Origin of the sequence: Bosea sp. PAMC 26642, from assembly GCF_001562255.1 — a bacterium.
Classification (GTDB): Bacteria; Pseudomonadota; Alphaproteobacteria; order Rhizobiales; family Beijerinckiaceae; genus Allobosea.
The window spans coordinates 5,207,899-5,220,693 of sequence record NZ_CP014301.1; the positions used below are offsets into that span (position 1 = coordinate 5,207,899).

Below are 12,795 nucleotides of genomic sequence, written 5' to 3' on the forward strand. Positions count from 1 at the left end.
CCTACAAGACGGATACGCGCCGATTTGAGCCAGCAGCTTGCGGGCGCGAAACAAGTGCAGCTAAAGCGTCGGGGCGCAGGTCGAGCAGTCATGTTCGGCCCGATCCCTTCGCATAACTCGAAACGAAGGGACTTCCGTCATGACCATTTTCTCGCGCCGTATCGTGCTTGCCGGCCTGGCTACAGCCTCGCTAGCGTTCGCCGCATCGAACGCCACGGCCCAGTCGCCCAAGGAAATCCGGATCGACTACGCCACCTATAATCCCGTCAGCCTGGTGCTGAAGGAGCGCGGAATCCTGGAGAAGGCGCTGGCGCCCGAGGGCATTACCGTCCGCTGGGTGCAGTCGGCCGGCTCCAACAAGGCACTCGAATTCCTCAATGCCGGTTCGCTCGACTTCGGCTCGACCGCCGGCGCCGCCGCCCTGATCGGCAAGATCAACGGCAACCCGATCAAGTCGATCTACGTCTATTCGCGGCCGGAATGGACGGCGCTGGTCACCGGCGCCAAGAGCGAGATCTCCAAGGTCTCCGACCTCAAGGGCAAGCGCGTCGCCGTCACCCGCGGCACCGACCCGCACATCTTCCTGGTGCGTGCTCTGGCGGAGGCCAAGCTGACCGAGAAGGACGTCAAGCTCGTCCTGCTGCAGCATGCCGACGGCCGTCTCGCGCTGGAGCGCGGCGATGTCGATGCCTGGGCCGGGCTCGACCCGCTGATGGCGGCAGCCGAGGTCGAGGCCGGCGCAAAACTGTTTCACCGCAAGGCGGCCGACAACACCTGGGGCGTGCTGAACGTGCGCGAGGCCTTTGCCGCCGAGCAGCCGGCGCTCGTTCGCAAGGTGATCGCCGCCTATGAGGAGGCGCGCGCCTATGCGCTGGCGAACCCGGCCGAGCTGAAGAAGACGCTGGTCGACTATACCAAGCTCTCCGAGGCCGTGATCGAGCGCCAGCTGACCCGCACCGAGCTGACCCATTCCAGCATCGGCCAGGCCCAGGCCGACACGATCGTCGCGGCTGGCCTCGCTTTGCAGGATGCCGGCGTCCTGCCCGCGACCACGGATATCAAGGCAGTGGTCGATGCGCTGCTCGACCGGCGCTTCGCCGCCGCCAGCAACTGACTCAGGCGGTGACTTTGGACGAGGAGGCGCGGGGAACCCCTCTCCTGTAAGGAGAGGGGCAGGGGTGAGGTGATGGCCGTTGGACCAGTGAAGCGGTTATGTTCGCTAGAGCTGCGGATAGGTGGCGCTTCATGCGAAGAAGGGCCGACCCCTCACCCTGCCCTCTCCCTCCGGGAGAGGGTTCTCCGTCGAGGCAAAAGAGTCTGGCCGACCTTGCATGAGCATACTTGCCCCTGCCACGATCGAGGATACCGTCGTCAGGTCTGACCCGGCGCCGCGCGCGCGCCGCCGCCTCGCCCTGGCCGGGCTCGTCCTGCCGATCCTGCTTGCCATCACCTGGGAGGTCCTGGTCAGGGCCGGCATCGCAAACGGCCGGCTGATGCCACCGCCGAGCGTCGTGGCTAAGACACTCTGGGGCCTCGCGGCCTCGGGCGAACTGCTGACACATGCGGCGGCGACGCTCTGGCGCGTCGCGGCGGGTTTTGGGCTTGGAGCCGGCGTCGGCACCGTGCTCGGTGCGATCACCGGCGCCCTGCCGGTGGCTCGTGGCCTGCTCGACCCGACGCTGCAGGCGTTGCGCGCGATCCCGTCCATCGCCTGGGTGCCGCTGTTCATCCTGTGGTTCGGCATCTTCGAGGCGTCGAAAGTGGCGCTGATCGCGGTCGGCGTGTTCTTCCCGGTCTATCTCGGCGTCGCCGCCGCGATCCAGGGCATCGACCGCAAGATCATCGAAGTCGGCCGCGTCTTCAGGCTCGGGCGCCTCGCCATGGTCAGGCGGGTGATGCTGCCGGCGATCCTGCCGGCCTGGTTCACGGCTTTGCGCTCGGGGCTGGGGCTGGGCTTCATGTTCGTGGTCGCGGCCGAGATCATGGGCGCCAGCGAAGGCCTCGGATACCTGCTCGTGGACGGCCAGCAGCTCGGCCGTCCCGACACCATCATCGCGGCCATCATCAGCTTCGCCGTGCTCGGCAAGCTGGCAGATGCGCTGCTTCTCGCCATCACGCGGCCTTTCCTCGCCTGGCAGGACACGGCACGCGGCACGCTCTAGAAAGTCACCCCGATGCTAAGCTTCGAGGCGCTCTCGAAAACCTATGCGGACGGCACCCATGCGCTGTCCGGCATCACGGCCAGCGTCGGCCAGGGCGAGATCCTCTCGCTCGTCGGCGGCTCCGGTTGTGGCAAGACCACGCTGCTGCGGCTGATTGCCGGGCTCGACCGGCCCAGCTCCGGCGCCATCCTGCTCGACGGGGAGGCGATCACCGAGCCGCGTGCCGATGTCGGCGTGATCTTCCAGGAGCCGCGGCTCTTCCCCTGGCTCGACGTCGCCGACAACGTCTCCTTCGGCCTGTCGCATCTGTCGGCCTTCGAGCGCGAGGGGCTGGTCGCCAACGCCCTCGTCCGCGTCGGCCTCGCCGGCTACGAGAAGCGCTGGCCGCGCGAGCTCTCGGGCGGGCAGCAGCAGCGCGTCGCCATCGCCCGCGCGCTGATCACGAGGCCGAAACTGCTGCTGATGGACGAGCCCTTCTCGGCGCTCGACGCCACGACCCGTGCAAGCCTCCATGGCCACCTGCTGGCGCTCTGGGACGAGAGCCGGCCGACGATGGTGATGGTGACGCATGACGTCGAGGAGGCGGTGACGCTCGCCGACCGCATCATCGTGATGCAGCCCAAGCCCGGCCGCATCTTCGACGAACTGGACAACCCGCTCGCCCGCCCGCGCGACCGGCTCTCGCCGGCCTTCGAGGCGCTCAAGCGCGAAGCCCTGCGCACGCTCGACCGCTCCCTGCGCGACGAGGCCCCGCTTCAGAACAAGACGGCCGAGACGGCGGGGATGTGGTGGTAGGATCAGGTTCCGCGAAAGACGTATTGGCCTCATGTTACGCGAGGGTCTATCAGCGGGTCAGACAGGCTCAACCGAGACCGAGGTACGATTCCATGGACGTGACCGCTCTCCGCGCGATGCAGGCTCCGCTCAAGGATGCCTATCGCACCGACCCCGACGCCGGAATCGTCACGCTCAAGGCCAAGGGGGAGCTCGACGACCAGCACATCGCCTGCAAGGTCGAGACCGGCCGCGCCATCGCGCTGGCGGGCCTGCACCCGGCGACGGGTGGCTCGGGCGCCGAACTCTGTTCGGGCGACATGCTGCTGGAGGCGCTGGTCGCCTGTGCGGGCGTGACGCTGAAGGCGGTCGCGACCGCGCTCGAGATCGACCTCAAGAAGGGCGTGGTTCACGCCGAAGGCGATCTCGATTTCCGCGGCACGCTCGGCGTCGCCAAGGACGCGCCCGTCGGCTTCAAGGCGATCCGCCTTTCCTTCGACGTCGAGACCGACGCGCCGCAGGAGAAGCTGGATACGCTGCTCAAGCTGACCGAACGCTATTGCGTGGTGTTCCAGACGCTGAACGTGAAGCCGGAGCTGAGTGCGGTGTTGAAGGTGGGGTGATCAATCCGGCCGCGGGACGAGTCGCAATAGTCTGCGCTGTGCCCGCGCGAGGAAGCGCTTCCTGACTTCCCGCAGCACGCCTGGCGGCAGCATGCCATAGGCTACGCTCGAGAGATCGGAGCCTGGCAGAATGCGCAGATCTGGCCCCGGCCAAAGAAAGACATTGGCCTCCGTCAACATGATCCAGGACCGCTCGCCGTCCAGACCGAGGCGGCGCTTTGCGATGGCCGGAATCTCGACGGCGTCGTTTGCCTCAAGCGGAGGTGAATGGGTGATCGGCAGCGCGTAAACGCGGGTTTGGCCCGATTCGTCGGCGATCGTGACGACAACCGCCGCGGGCCTGTCTTTTGGCGCCTCCTCGCGGCCACGTGCCGCCTCTCGCTTCCGGAGATAGGCGTAGCGGATCACGAGCCCGGGAACGGGCGCTGGCCAAGTCAAAATTTCCAATCCGCGAGTTCGGCGTCGAGATGTTCGTAGCCGGGCGGAACCTCGGCCTGCGCGATCAGCGCCAGTTCTTCATCGCTGAGTTCCTCGGCCAGAACGACGCGACGATCCCGGCGCAGCAGGCGTTCATACTCGCCGGCCGAGATCACCACCAGACGATCACGCCCGTTCTTTGTGATCGTGACAGGCTCGGCCAAAGCCTTGTCCGCCAGCGAGCCATAGTTCTTGATGAAATCAGCCGTCGTTACTCGCATGGCCGCCTCCCAAAGATGTGTATTATACACATAATATGAATTAGAGCTGCCCGCCAGCCTCACTCCGCCGCATCCTTGAGCGCCGCCCCTTTCGCAAAGGGCAGCGTCGGCTCGGCCCTCGCCTCGTCGAACTCCAGCGCGCCGATCCTTTCGGCCCGGCCTGTGACCTTGCCGGCCGAGGTCCTGATCTGGACGACGTCCTCCTGGGCCTGGCGGAAATGGCTGTCGAGACGGTCGACGCGCTCGCCGAGCCGCCGGACGTCGTCGAGCAGCTTGCCGACCTCGGTCTGGATCACCTGCGCCTCCTCGCGCATCCGGGCGTCGCGCACCAGCGACTGCATCAGCTGGATGGCCAGCGCCAGCAGCGAGGGCGAGACGATCATGATGCGGGCGCGATGCGCCTTCTGGATCACGTCGTCGAAATGCTCGTGCAGGTCTGCATGGATCGATTCCGACGGCACGAAGAGCAGCGCCATGTCCTGGGTCTCGCCGGGCAGGAAATAGCGCTCTGCGATGTCCTTCACATGCACGCCGACATCGTTGCGCACGCGTGCGCCGGCGGCTTTCCTCGCCTCCTCGCCGCGCGCCTCGCGCAGCAGGGTGAAACTCTCCAGCGGGAATTTCGCGTCGATGACGAGCCCGCGCCCGTCGCCGGGCAGCGTCACCATGCAATCGGGCCGCTTGCCGTTGGAGAGCTGCGGCTGGAAGGCGAAGAAGCCGGCCGGCAGGCCGTCGCGGATGATCGCCTCCATCCGGCCCTGGCCATAGGCGCCGCGCGCCTGCTTGTTGGAGAGCACGTCCTTCAGCGTCACCACCTCGGAGGTCAGGTCGGTCAGGTTCTTCTGGGCCGAGTCGATCACGGCGAGCCGCTCCTGAAGCCTGCCGAGGCTTTCCGAGGTCTGGCGGACATTCTGTTCCAGCCCCTGTCCGACCTTGTGACTCAGGCCGTCCATCCGGTCGGCGACGAGGCGGGCGAGGTCGCCCTGCCGCGTCGACAGGATCTCGGCCATGGACTGCATCCGGCCGGCGAGCTCGGATTGCAGGCGATTCATCTCGGCGACCTTGTCGTCCATCTCGCGGGTTCGTTCGCCCGCCATCGCCGCCTCGATCGCGCGGCTGCGCGCGTTCCGCCAGGACGAAACGACGACCATCAGGAGCAGCAGCAGGCTAACGCCCACGAAGCCGAAAGCCGCCTCCGCCCAGGTCACGGGGCGGTCGAGCAGGATGAAGGCGATCTCTCTCATGGTGAGACGGTAATCGATTCGGGTGAATGAATTCGAACGAAAGCGGAACAGTTTGACCGGCCGCGCGCAAGGGCTTATGTCGCCGGGTCGTCACCAAAAACCGCACAGAAGCCCTTCCATGGCCATCCGCCCGCTCATCATCCTGCCCGACGCCCAGCTTCGCCTGGTCTCGACCCCGGTCGAGGAGATCACGCCCGAAATCCGCACCCTCGTCGGCGACATGTTCGAGACGATGTATGACGCGCCGGGCATCGGCCTTGCCGCCATCCAGATAGGCGTCCCCTGGCGCGTGGTGACGCTCGACGTCGCCAAGCGTGCCGCTGGCGAGACAGAGGACAGCGAAGCGGAGGAAAACGCGGAAGCGCAGGAAAAGCGCGATGCCCAGCCGCGCAATCCGATGGCCTTCATCAATCCGGAGATCACCTGGTCCTCCGATGAGATGAACGTCCACGAGGAGGGCTGTCTCTCGATCCCGGAGTATTACGAGGAGGTCGAAAGGCCCGCCGCCATCAAGGTCCGCTACATGGATCTCGAGGGCAAGACGCAGGCGATCGATGCCGACGGCATCCTCGCCACCTGCCTGCAGCACGAGATCGACCATCTCAACGGCGTGCTCTTCATCGACCATCTCTCGCGCCTGAAGCGCGAGCGCGTCACCAAGCGCTTCGCCAAGATGGCCAAGCGCGAGAACGCGGCCTAAACGAGCAGGAACACGCGTCATTCCGGACAAGCCGCGCAGCGGCGCCGATCCGGAATCCATGATCGAGCACGCAGTGTCATACGATGGATTCCGGGTCTCCGCTTCGCTGCGCCCGGAATGACGGCAAGGTTGAGGTAGTATCGAATACATGACCCTTCGCGTCATCTTCATGGGCACGCCCGATTTCGCCGTGCCGACGCTGACCGAGATTATCGGGCAGGGGCACGAGGTCGTGAGCTGCTATACGCGCGCTCCGGCGCAGGCCGGTCGCGGGCTGGAGCTGAAGCCGTCGCCGGTCCAGCGCGCTGCCGAGCGCTTCGGTATCCCGGTCTTCACGCCAAAGAGCCTGCGGACGGACGAGGCCGCCGAGACCGTCGCCTCGCATCAGGCCGATGTGGCGGTTGTCGTCGCCTATGGCATGATCCTGCCCCAGGCGATCCTCGATTTGCCCGAGCTCGGCTGCCTCAACCTCCATGGCTCGCTGCTGCCGCGCTGGCGCGGCGCCGCGCCGATCCAGCGGGCGGTCATGGCGGGCGATGCCGAGAGCGGCGTCTGCGTCATGAAGATGGAAGCCGGCCTCGACACCGGCCCGGTCGGCATGGTCGAGAAACTTGTCATCGGTCCGGACATGACGGCGGGCGAACTGCACGACGCGCTGGCCCCGCTCGGCGCCGACCTGATGGTGCGCGCACTCGCCGCGCTCGGACGCGGGGCCTTGCGCTTCACGCCGCAGCCGGAGGAGGGCGTGACCTATGCCGCCAAGCTCGGCAATGCCGAAGGCCAGCTGAACTGGGCGCGTCCGGCGCGACAGCTGCATGACCTCGTGCGTGGCCTCTCGCCCTTTCCAGGAGCCTATGCCGAGATCGACCTCGGCAAGGGTGCGGAGCGGCTGAAGGTGCTGCGCACGGCGCTGGCCGGCGGCGCGGCCGAGCCGGGCACGCTTCTCGACGGCGAGGGCACGATCGCCTGCACCGAGGGCGCGGTGAAGCTCCTCCAGGTCCAGCGCGCCGGCGGCAAGCCGATGAGCGGCGCGGAGTTCCTGCGCGGCGCGCGGCTCGCTGCCGGCAGCAAGCTCTGATGCCGCGCTACAAGCTCGTCATCGAATATGACGGCACGCCGTTTTCGGGCTGGCAGCGCCAGCTCAACGGCCCGTCAGTGCAGCAGAGCGTCGAGGAATCGGTCGAGGGCTTCTGCGGCCATGCCGTGCGCCTACACTGCGCCGGGCGCACCGATGCCGGCGTGCATGCGACGCATCAGGTCGCCCATGTCGATCTCGACCGGGAGTGGCGCACCGATGTCGTCCGCGACGCGACCAATGCCCGGCTCAAGCACCTGCCGGTCGCCGTGCTGAGCGCGGAGGCCGTCGGCGACGATTTCGACGCCCGCATCTCCGCGCGGCGGCGCCATTACATCTACCGTATCCTCGATCGCCGCGCCCAACCCGGGCTTGACCGCGACAGGCTCTGGCATGTGCCGATGACGCTCGATCACGAGGCGATGGACCGCTCCGCCAAGGCGCTGCTCGGCCATCACGACTTCACCGCCTTCCGCGCCGCCGAATGCCAGGCCAACGGGCCGATGCGGACCCTCGACCGCTTCGACGTGGCGCGCGAGGGCGACGAGATCGTGGTCTACGCCCATGCCCGCTCCTTCCTGCATCATCAGGTCCGCTCGATGGTCGGCTGCCTGAAGATGGTCGGCGCGGGCCGCTGGCCGGAAAACAAGCTCGGCAAGGTACTGGCGGCGAAGGATCGCTCGCAATGCGCGGCTTTGGCACCGCCTTGTGGGCTTTATCTGGCGGGCGTGGATTACTGACTTAGAACCCCCAGAGCCCGAGCAGTCTCGCGACGCCCAACTGCCCCAGAAAACTCGCGCAGACGATCATCAGGGCGACGCCACGCTCGGCACCGAGCGTCGCCTTCGCCGTGGCATAGCGCAGTTTTGCCACGATCGCCGCGAAGGCGAGCCAGTGCATCGTGGCGATGGTCGGCGTCGACCAGCCGATCGCATGGACAGCCGCAGGAACGGCCAGCAGGCTGGCGGCGAGGATCTCGGTCCAGTTCCAGGCGATGATGAAGCCCGACAGGGCCGGAGAGCGCAGTAATGGCGGCGCGAGCGCAATCAGCAGGGCCGGCACGCAAAGGAACGCCGCCACCTGGGAAACCAGAACGGCGATCACCAGCGGCGTCGAGTGAAACAGGCCTTCGCTGTTGGGCAGGCCGGACATCGTCCGTTCGGCTGCAAGCACGGCGACCATGGCCGGAACCGTCAGCACGGCAGCGCCATAGGAGCGCAGGAAGCCCTCGCTCGAGAGATCGAGTTCCGGCAGTGCCTTCGCGCCCTGCGACATCAGCCGCCACGAACCGCGCAGCGAGCGCGCAACATCTTCCGCAGCCAGTGCCATGGCAGACACTCCAAATGGCCCAACTTAGACTTTCGTCTAAGGAGCATATTGGCAGCTTGCCGGCGGCGGTCAAGCCCTATGCTGCACTGCAAAATAAATGTTCAGCAGGCGGTGCGTGATCGCTTCGAGCGCGACGAGATCGGCCACCGCGACCCGCTCGTCGATCTGATGCATCGTCTGGCCGACGACGCCGTATTCGACCACCGGGCAGTAGCTCTTGATGAAGCGCGCATCCGAGGTGCCGCCGGTCGTGGACAGGGCAGGGCGCTGGCCTGTCTCGGCTTCGACCGCATCCGCGATCATCGCGACGAAGGGACCGGGCTCGGTGAGAAAGGCGACGGCGTTGGTCGGCTCGAAGGTCAGGTCGTAGCGCACCGAGTTTCCGGCCGCCTCACGGATGCGCCGTTCGATCTCGGCTGCGAGCGTCTCGGGCGTCCAGACATCGTTGAAGCGAATGTTGAACACGGCCCTTGCGGTCGCGGGCACGACATTGGTTGCCGGATTGCCGACATCGAGTGTGGTGACTTCGAGATTGCTCGGGTCGAAATGCTCGGTCCCGGCGTCGAGCGGCGCAGCATCCAGCGCCGCCAGCAGCCGCACGATCCCGCGGATCGGATTGTCGGCGAGATGGGGATAGCCGACATGGCCCTGCTTGCCGTTGACGATAAGCTTGCCGGTCAGCGAGCCGCGCCGGCCGATCTTGATCATGTCGCTCATGCTGGCGGGGTTGGTCGGCTCGCCGAGCAGGCAATGGTCGAAGCGCTCGCCGCGTTCATGCGCCCAGGCCAGCAGCTTGACCGTGCCGTTGACCGCCGGCCCCTCTTCGTCGCCGGTCACGAGGAACGCGATCGAGCCCGGCGCTTCCGGGTTTGCCCGGCGGAAGCGCAGGACGGCGGCGATCATCGCCGCGAGCCCGCCCTTCATGTCGCAGGCGCCGCGCCCATAGAGCACGCCGTCCTCTATCGTCCCGGCGAAGGGATCGCGCGTCCAGGCCGCAGCATCGCCGACGGGCACGACATCGGTATGGCCGGCGATGACCAGCACGGGGCTTGTTGTGCCGATACGGGCGTAGAGATTCTTGATGTCTGGCATCCCGGGCTCGCCAAAGACGGGTCGGTGCACGGCAAAGCCTTCAGCCGCCAGGATCCCGGCGAGCAGGCTGAGCGCGCCGCCCTCAGCCGGTGTGACGGAGGGGCAGCGAATCAGCGCCTGGGTCAGGGCGACGGGATCGGTGGGGTCGAGGGCGATGGGGGCGTGCTGAGCTGGGTCCATGCCGTCGCTTTAGCATCGGCTGCGGGCTCCGCAATCCGCTCTTTCTGGGCAGCAGACGGCATCAGCCCGAGATCGAGCAGGGCGACCACCCAGGCGATCAGCGCCACGGTATCGAGAGAGGGGCCCCATACGGACGAGAAATAAGGGCGAAGCTGTCCGGGGAGTACAATCGCGCAGACGAGCAGGATACCGAACAGGGCAGCCCCGCCCCGGTCAGTCGCTCGCTTGGCCGCGAGAGCCGCCCAGGGAAACAGGGCAAATGCACCCGCGAAAGCAACATATTGCCTGGCCGCCTGCGGCGCCACGAGCAGAGGTGCGATCTTCTGGATGGCCAGCAGCGCCAGCGCGACGAGCGCGCTGCCGAGCCAGAAGCGGCTGCGCCCGATGCGGCCTTCGAAATCGGTCAGCAGGCGGAAGATCGACATGCGTTGGGCTCCGTTGCCCCTGTCTCGCACGCTCCGGCCCGGCAATGAAGCTTATGGTGAATCGAAGGTTAACGCCGCGAGCGGGGACGGTTGCCGAGAAAAGGCTTGAACGGCGAAGGCCGCGCCGCTAGCTGCGAACGCGTATTGCGTTCGTCGGTAGCGCCGACAGGCCGTGCACCGGCCCAGAGAGGTTCCTCGTCATGACCATCCGTCTGCATCGCGGCGATCTGCCGGATGGCTTTTCCGCAGGCCCCATCGTCGCGATCGACACCGAGACGCTCGGTCTCAATCCGCATCGCGACAGGCTCTGCGTCGTGCAGCTCTCGCGCGGCGACGGCTCGGCCGATGTGGTGCAGATTCTCAAGGATGGGCCTCGCCCGGAGAACCTGATCCGCCTGCTGGCCGACCCGAACGTGCTGAAGCTGTTCCATTTTGCCCGTTTCGACATCGCCGTGCTGCGCCACGCCTTCGGCGTCGTCACCGGGCCGGTCTACTGCACCAAGATCGCCTCGAAGCTGACGCGCACCTATACCGACCGGCATGGGCTCAAGGATCTCGTCAGGGAGCTGCTCGGCATAGATCTGTCGAAGCAGCAGCAATCCTCCGACTGGGGCGCCGACCTGCTGAGCGAGGCGCAGCTGACCTACGCGGCATCCGACGTCCTGCACCTGCACGCTCTCCACGCGCGTCTCCAGGCGATGCTTGTCCGGGAGAACCGCATGCATCTGGCCGAGGCCTGCTTCGGGTTTCTGCCGTTCCGGGCCGAACTCGATCTCGCCGGCTGGCCCGAGAACGACATTTTCGCTCATGCTTGACAATTTCTAAGGAGTCTTGCGTCAGTCTGGGCGATGTCGGCGGCGCCAACTGGCGTGTTCTGCCGCGGCCCGACACGAAAAAGCCGTTAGCGACTGCCATTGCGCGGGATATGACTGTGGCGATGACAACCCATGATTGGGCCCTGGCGAATGCGGGGCGTAATCTCTCGAGCCAGGCCGCGTTCAGGGCAGCGCGCCGGCATACTTTGCTCGTGCTGTTCCTGCGGCGCGCGATCCCGATCGGCGCCATCGTGGCCGTGGTCGGCCTGGTCGTGACGCCGTTCCTTGCTCCGCTGCGTGGCGTGAGCGGTTTGACGCTCGGCTCCGTCGGCATCTCGGGCGGCAAGGTCAAGATGGAAACGCCGCGCCTGACCGGCTACCGCAAGGACAATCGCCCTTATGAGGTGACGGCCGAAGCCGCGCTGCAGGATATCCGCAATCCGACCCAGGTCGAGCTGTCGGTTCTGACGGCCCGCCTCCAGATGGAGCGCGAGGGCTGGGTGACCGTGAATTCCAAGAGCGGCTTTTTTGACACCCAGAAGGAGAAGCTGCGTCTCATCGATGACGTTCGCGTCCGCACCGAAACGGGCTACGATATCCGGATGCGGACGGCCGATGTCGATTTCAAGGGCGGGACGGTGGTCTCCAGGGAGCCGGTCAGCGTCAATCTCGGCACCACGACGATCAATGCCGATTCGCTCGACGTGAAGGATAGTGGCGCGCTGATCGCCTTCGAGGGTCGTGTCCGCGCCGTCATCGAGAACGCGCCGGCCCGCACCATCGCGGGACCTGAGCGCGAGGGCAGCACGCCGGCACTGGAATTGCTCTCCCCGGCCGGGGCCGGTCCTATCAATGGTGCGGCGGCCGAGCCCGCCGATACCGCGACAATGGAAGCGAGACAGTGACATGAGGCCAGCGCCGATCTCCCGGACTCGAGGCCGCTTCCTCCCGCGCGGCGCGGCCGCGCTCGCGCTGGCCGGCGTGCTGACCATGTCTTTCGCTTTCGATGCTGCAGAGGCGCAAGGGCGGCGCGGGCGTGGCGGCGATTCGGGCTCCCCGCTCGGCGGCTTCGGCGGCGACAGCAAGGAGCCGATCAAGATCGACGCCGACAAGCTCGACGTGCTCGACAAGGACAACCGCGCCGTCTTCACCGGTAATGTGGTGGCGGTGCAGGGCGAGACCACGGTGCGCTGCTCGATCATGACCGTCTTCTACGAGGGCCGCAGCGGCCAGCAGGGTGGTGGTGGCGCCACGCGTACACCGGCTCCGGCCCCCGCGGCCCCCGCGGCTCCTGCCGGTGCGGCGGGCCAGTCGAATGACAGCAGCATCAAGCGGATCGAATGCAACGGCCCGGTCACGGTCGTCTCGAAGACCCAGGCCGCGACTTCCGACAATGCGGTCTTCGATCGCGCCAATAACCAGGTCATCATGACTGGCAACGTCGCGCTCAACGACGGTCCCAACATCACGCGCGGCGAGCGGCTAGTCTATAACACTGTGACCGGCGTCGCCAATGTCGAGAACAACAAGGGCCGCGTCCAGGGCTTCTTCGTTCCCAATTCCAATGAGGCAGCCAAGCCGGGTACACCCGCCGCCCCGGCGCGTCCGGGCGCTGCCGGCGCCAAGCCTGCGCCAACCAACTAAGACAAGGCGCGCGGGCACGCTTGTCGGACCGACC

16 protein-coding genes are annotated in these 12,795 nt (G+C 66.7%); 10 read left to right on the forward strand and 6 right to left on the reverse strand.

Features of this window, described 5'->3' with window-relative positions:
• The first annotated feature begins 139 nt into the window (after nt 1-139).
• The 4 genes from AXW83_RS24905 (at nt 140) to AXW83_RS24920 (ending at nt 3,559) form a co-directional block, all read left to right on the forward strand.
• Entirely contained in the window at nt 140-1,114 is a 975-nt protein-coding gene (locus AXW83_RS24905; protein ID WP_066618845.1) for an aliphatic sulfonate ABC transporter substrate-binding protein, read from the forward strand.
• Between the two features lie 217 nt (nt 1,115-1,331).
• A complete protein-coding gene (locus tag AXW83_RS24910; protein ID WP_066618850.1) occupies nt 1,332-2,162 on the forward strand; it encodes an ABC transporter permease in 831 nt (276 codons plus the stop codon).
• Between the two features lie 12 nt (nt 2,163-2,174).
• Nucleotides 2,175-2,957 carry an ABC transporter ATP-binding protein gene (locus AXW83_RS24915; RefSeq protein WP_066618853.1) on the forward strand — a complete coding sequence of 261 codons (783 nt, stop codon included), beginning with the start codon at nt 2,175-2,177 and terminating at the stop codon, nt 2,955-2,957.
• Nucleotides 2,958-3,049: 92 nt separating this feature from the next.
• Nucleotides 3,050-3,559, forward strand: coding sequence for an OsmC family protein (locus AXW83_RS24920; protein ID WP_066618856.1), 510 nt, complete (start codon nt 3,050-3,052; stop codon nt 3,557-3,559).
• On the opposite strand, the gene AXW83_RS24925 is transcribed toward AXW83_RS24920, so the two are convergent.
• The 3 genes from AXW83_RS24925 to AXW83_RS24935 are packed head-to-tail and all read right to left on the reverse strand — an operon-like array spanning nt 3,560 to nt 5,501.
• Nucleotides 3,560-3,967 (reverse strand): hypothetical protein, encoded by a 408-nt coding sequence (locus AXW83_RS24925; protein ID WP_236841768.1) that lies wholly within the window; start codon nt 3,965-3,967, stop codon nt 3,560-3,562.
• A gap of 26 nt (nt 3,968-3,993) precedes the next feature.
• Nucleotides 3,994-4,257: a type II toxin-antitoxin system prevent-host-death family antitoxin gene (locus AXW83_RS24930; RefSeq protein ID WP_066618861.1), complete on the reverse strand. Its 264-nt coding sequence runs from the start codon at nt 4,255-4,257 to the stop codon at nt 3,994-3,996.
• A 59-nt stretch (nt 4,258-4,316) separates the two neighbouring features.
• Complete coding sequence (locus tag AXW83_RS24935; protein ID WP_066618863.1) at nt 4,317-5,501, reverse strand: DNA recombination protein RmuC; 1,185 nt, start codon at nt 5,499-5,501, stop codon at nt 4,317-4,319.
• Between the two features lie 118 nt (nt 5,502-5,619).
• On the opposite strand from AXW83_RS24935, the gene def reads away from it, so the two are divergent.
• The 3 genes from def (at nt 5,620) to truA (ending at nt 8,016) form a co-directional block, all read left to right on the forward strand.
• Entirely contained in the window at nt 5,620-6,201 is a 582-nt protein-coding gene (gene def, locus AXW83_RS24940; RefSeq protein WP_066618865.1) for a peptide deformylase, read from the forward strand.
• A 148-nt stretch (nt 6,202-6,349) separates the two neighbouring features.
• Nucleotides 6,350-7,279 carry a methionyl-tRNA formyltransferase gene (fmt, locus tag AXW83_RS24945; RefSeq protein ID WP_066618868.1) on the forward strand — a complete coding sequence of 310 codons (930 nt, stop codon included), beginning with the start codon at nt 6,350-6,352 and terminating at the stop codon, nt 7,277-7,279.
• Entirely contained in the window at nt 7,279-8,016 is a 738-nt protein-coding gene (gene truA / locus AXW83_RS24950) for a tRNA pseudouridine(38-40) synthase TruA (RefSeq protein ID WP_066618871.1), read from the forward strand. Before fmt ends, truA begins: the two co-directional genes overlap by 1 nt.
• Before the next feature lies 1 nt (nt 8,017).
• On the opposite strand, the gene AXW83_RS24955 is transcribed toward truA, so the two are convergent.
• From AXW83_RS24955 to AXW83_RS24965, 3 genes are all read right to left on the reverse strand, one after another.
• Nucleotides 8,018-8,605 (reverse strand): hypothetical protein, encoded by a 588-nt coding sequence (locus AXW83_RS24955; protein ID WP_066618874.1) that lies wholly within the window; start codon nt 8,603-8,605, stop codon nt 8,018-8,020.
• 69 nt (nt 8,606-8,674) lie between these two features.
• Nucleotides 8,675-9,877: a succinyl-diaminopimelate desuccinylase gene (gene dapE / locus AXW83_RS24960; protein WP_066618877.1), complete on the reverse strand. Its 1,203-nt coding sequence runs from the start codon at nt 9,875-9,877 to the stop codon at nt 8,675-8,677.
• On the reverse strand, nt 9,820-10,302 hold the full coding sequence (locus AXW83_RS24965; RefSeq protein ID WP_066618880.1) for a DUF805 domain-containing protein: 483 nt from the start codon (nt 10,300-10,302) through the stop codon (nt 9,820-9,822). The genes dapE and AXW83_RS24965 overlap by 58 nt, the downstream gene beginning before the upstream one ends.
• Nucleotides 10,303-10,502: 200 nt before the next feature.
• Between AXW83_RS24965 and AXW83_RS24970 the strand changes: the two genes are divergently transcribed.
• The 3 genes from AXW83_RS24970 (at nt 10,503) to AXW83_RS24980 (ending at nt 12,761) form a co-directional block, all read left to right on the forward strand.
• Nucleotides 10,503-11,117, forward strand: coding sequence for a ribonuclease D (locus AXW83_RS24970; RefSeq protein ID WP_066618881.1), 615 nt, complete (start codon nt 10,503-10,505; stop codon nt 11,115-11,117).
• 122 nt (nt 11,118-11,239) lie between these two features.
• Nucleotides 11,240-12,022 (forward strand): LPS export ABC transporter periplasmic protein LptC, encoded by a 783-nt coding sequence (lptC, locus tag AXW83_RS24975; RefSeq protein ID WP_168166155.1) that lies wholly within the window; start codon nt 11,240-11,242, stop codon nt 12,020-12,022.
• Nucleotide 12,023: 1 nt separating this feature from the next.
• Nucleotides 12,024-12,761: an LptA/OstA family protein gene (locus AXW83_RS24980; RefSeq protein ID WP_066618886.1), complete on the forward strand. Its 738-nt coding sequence runs from the start codon at nt 12,024-12,026 to the stop codon at nt 12,759-12,761.
• Nucleotides 12,762-12,795 lie beyond the last annotated feature (34 nt).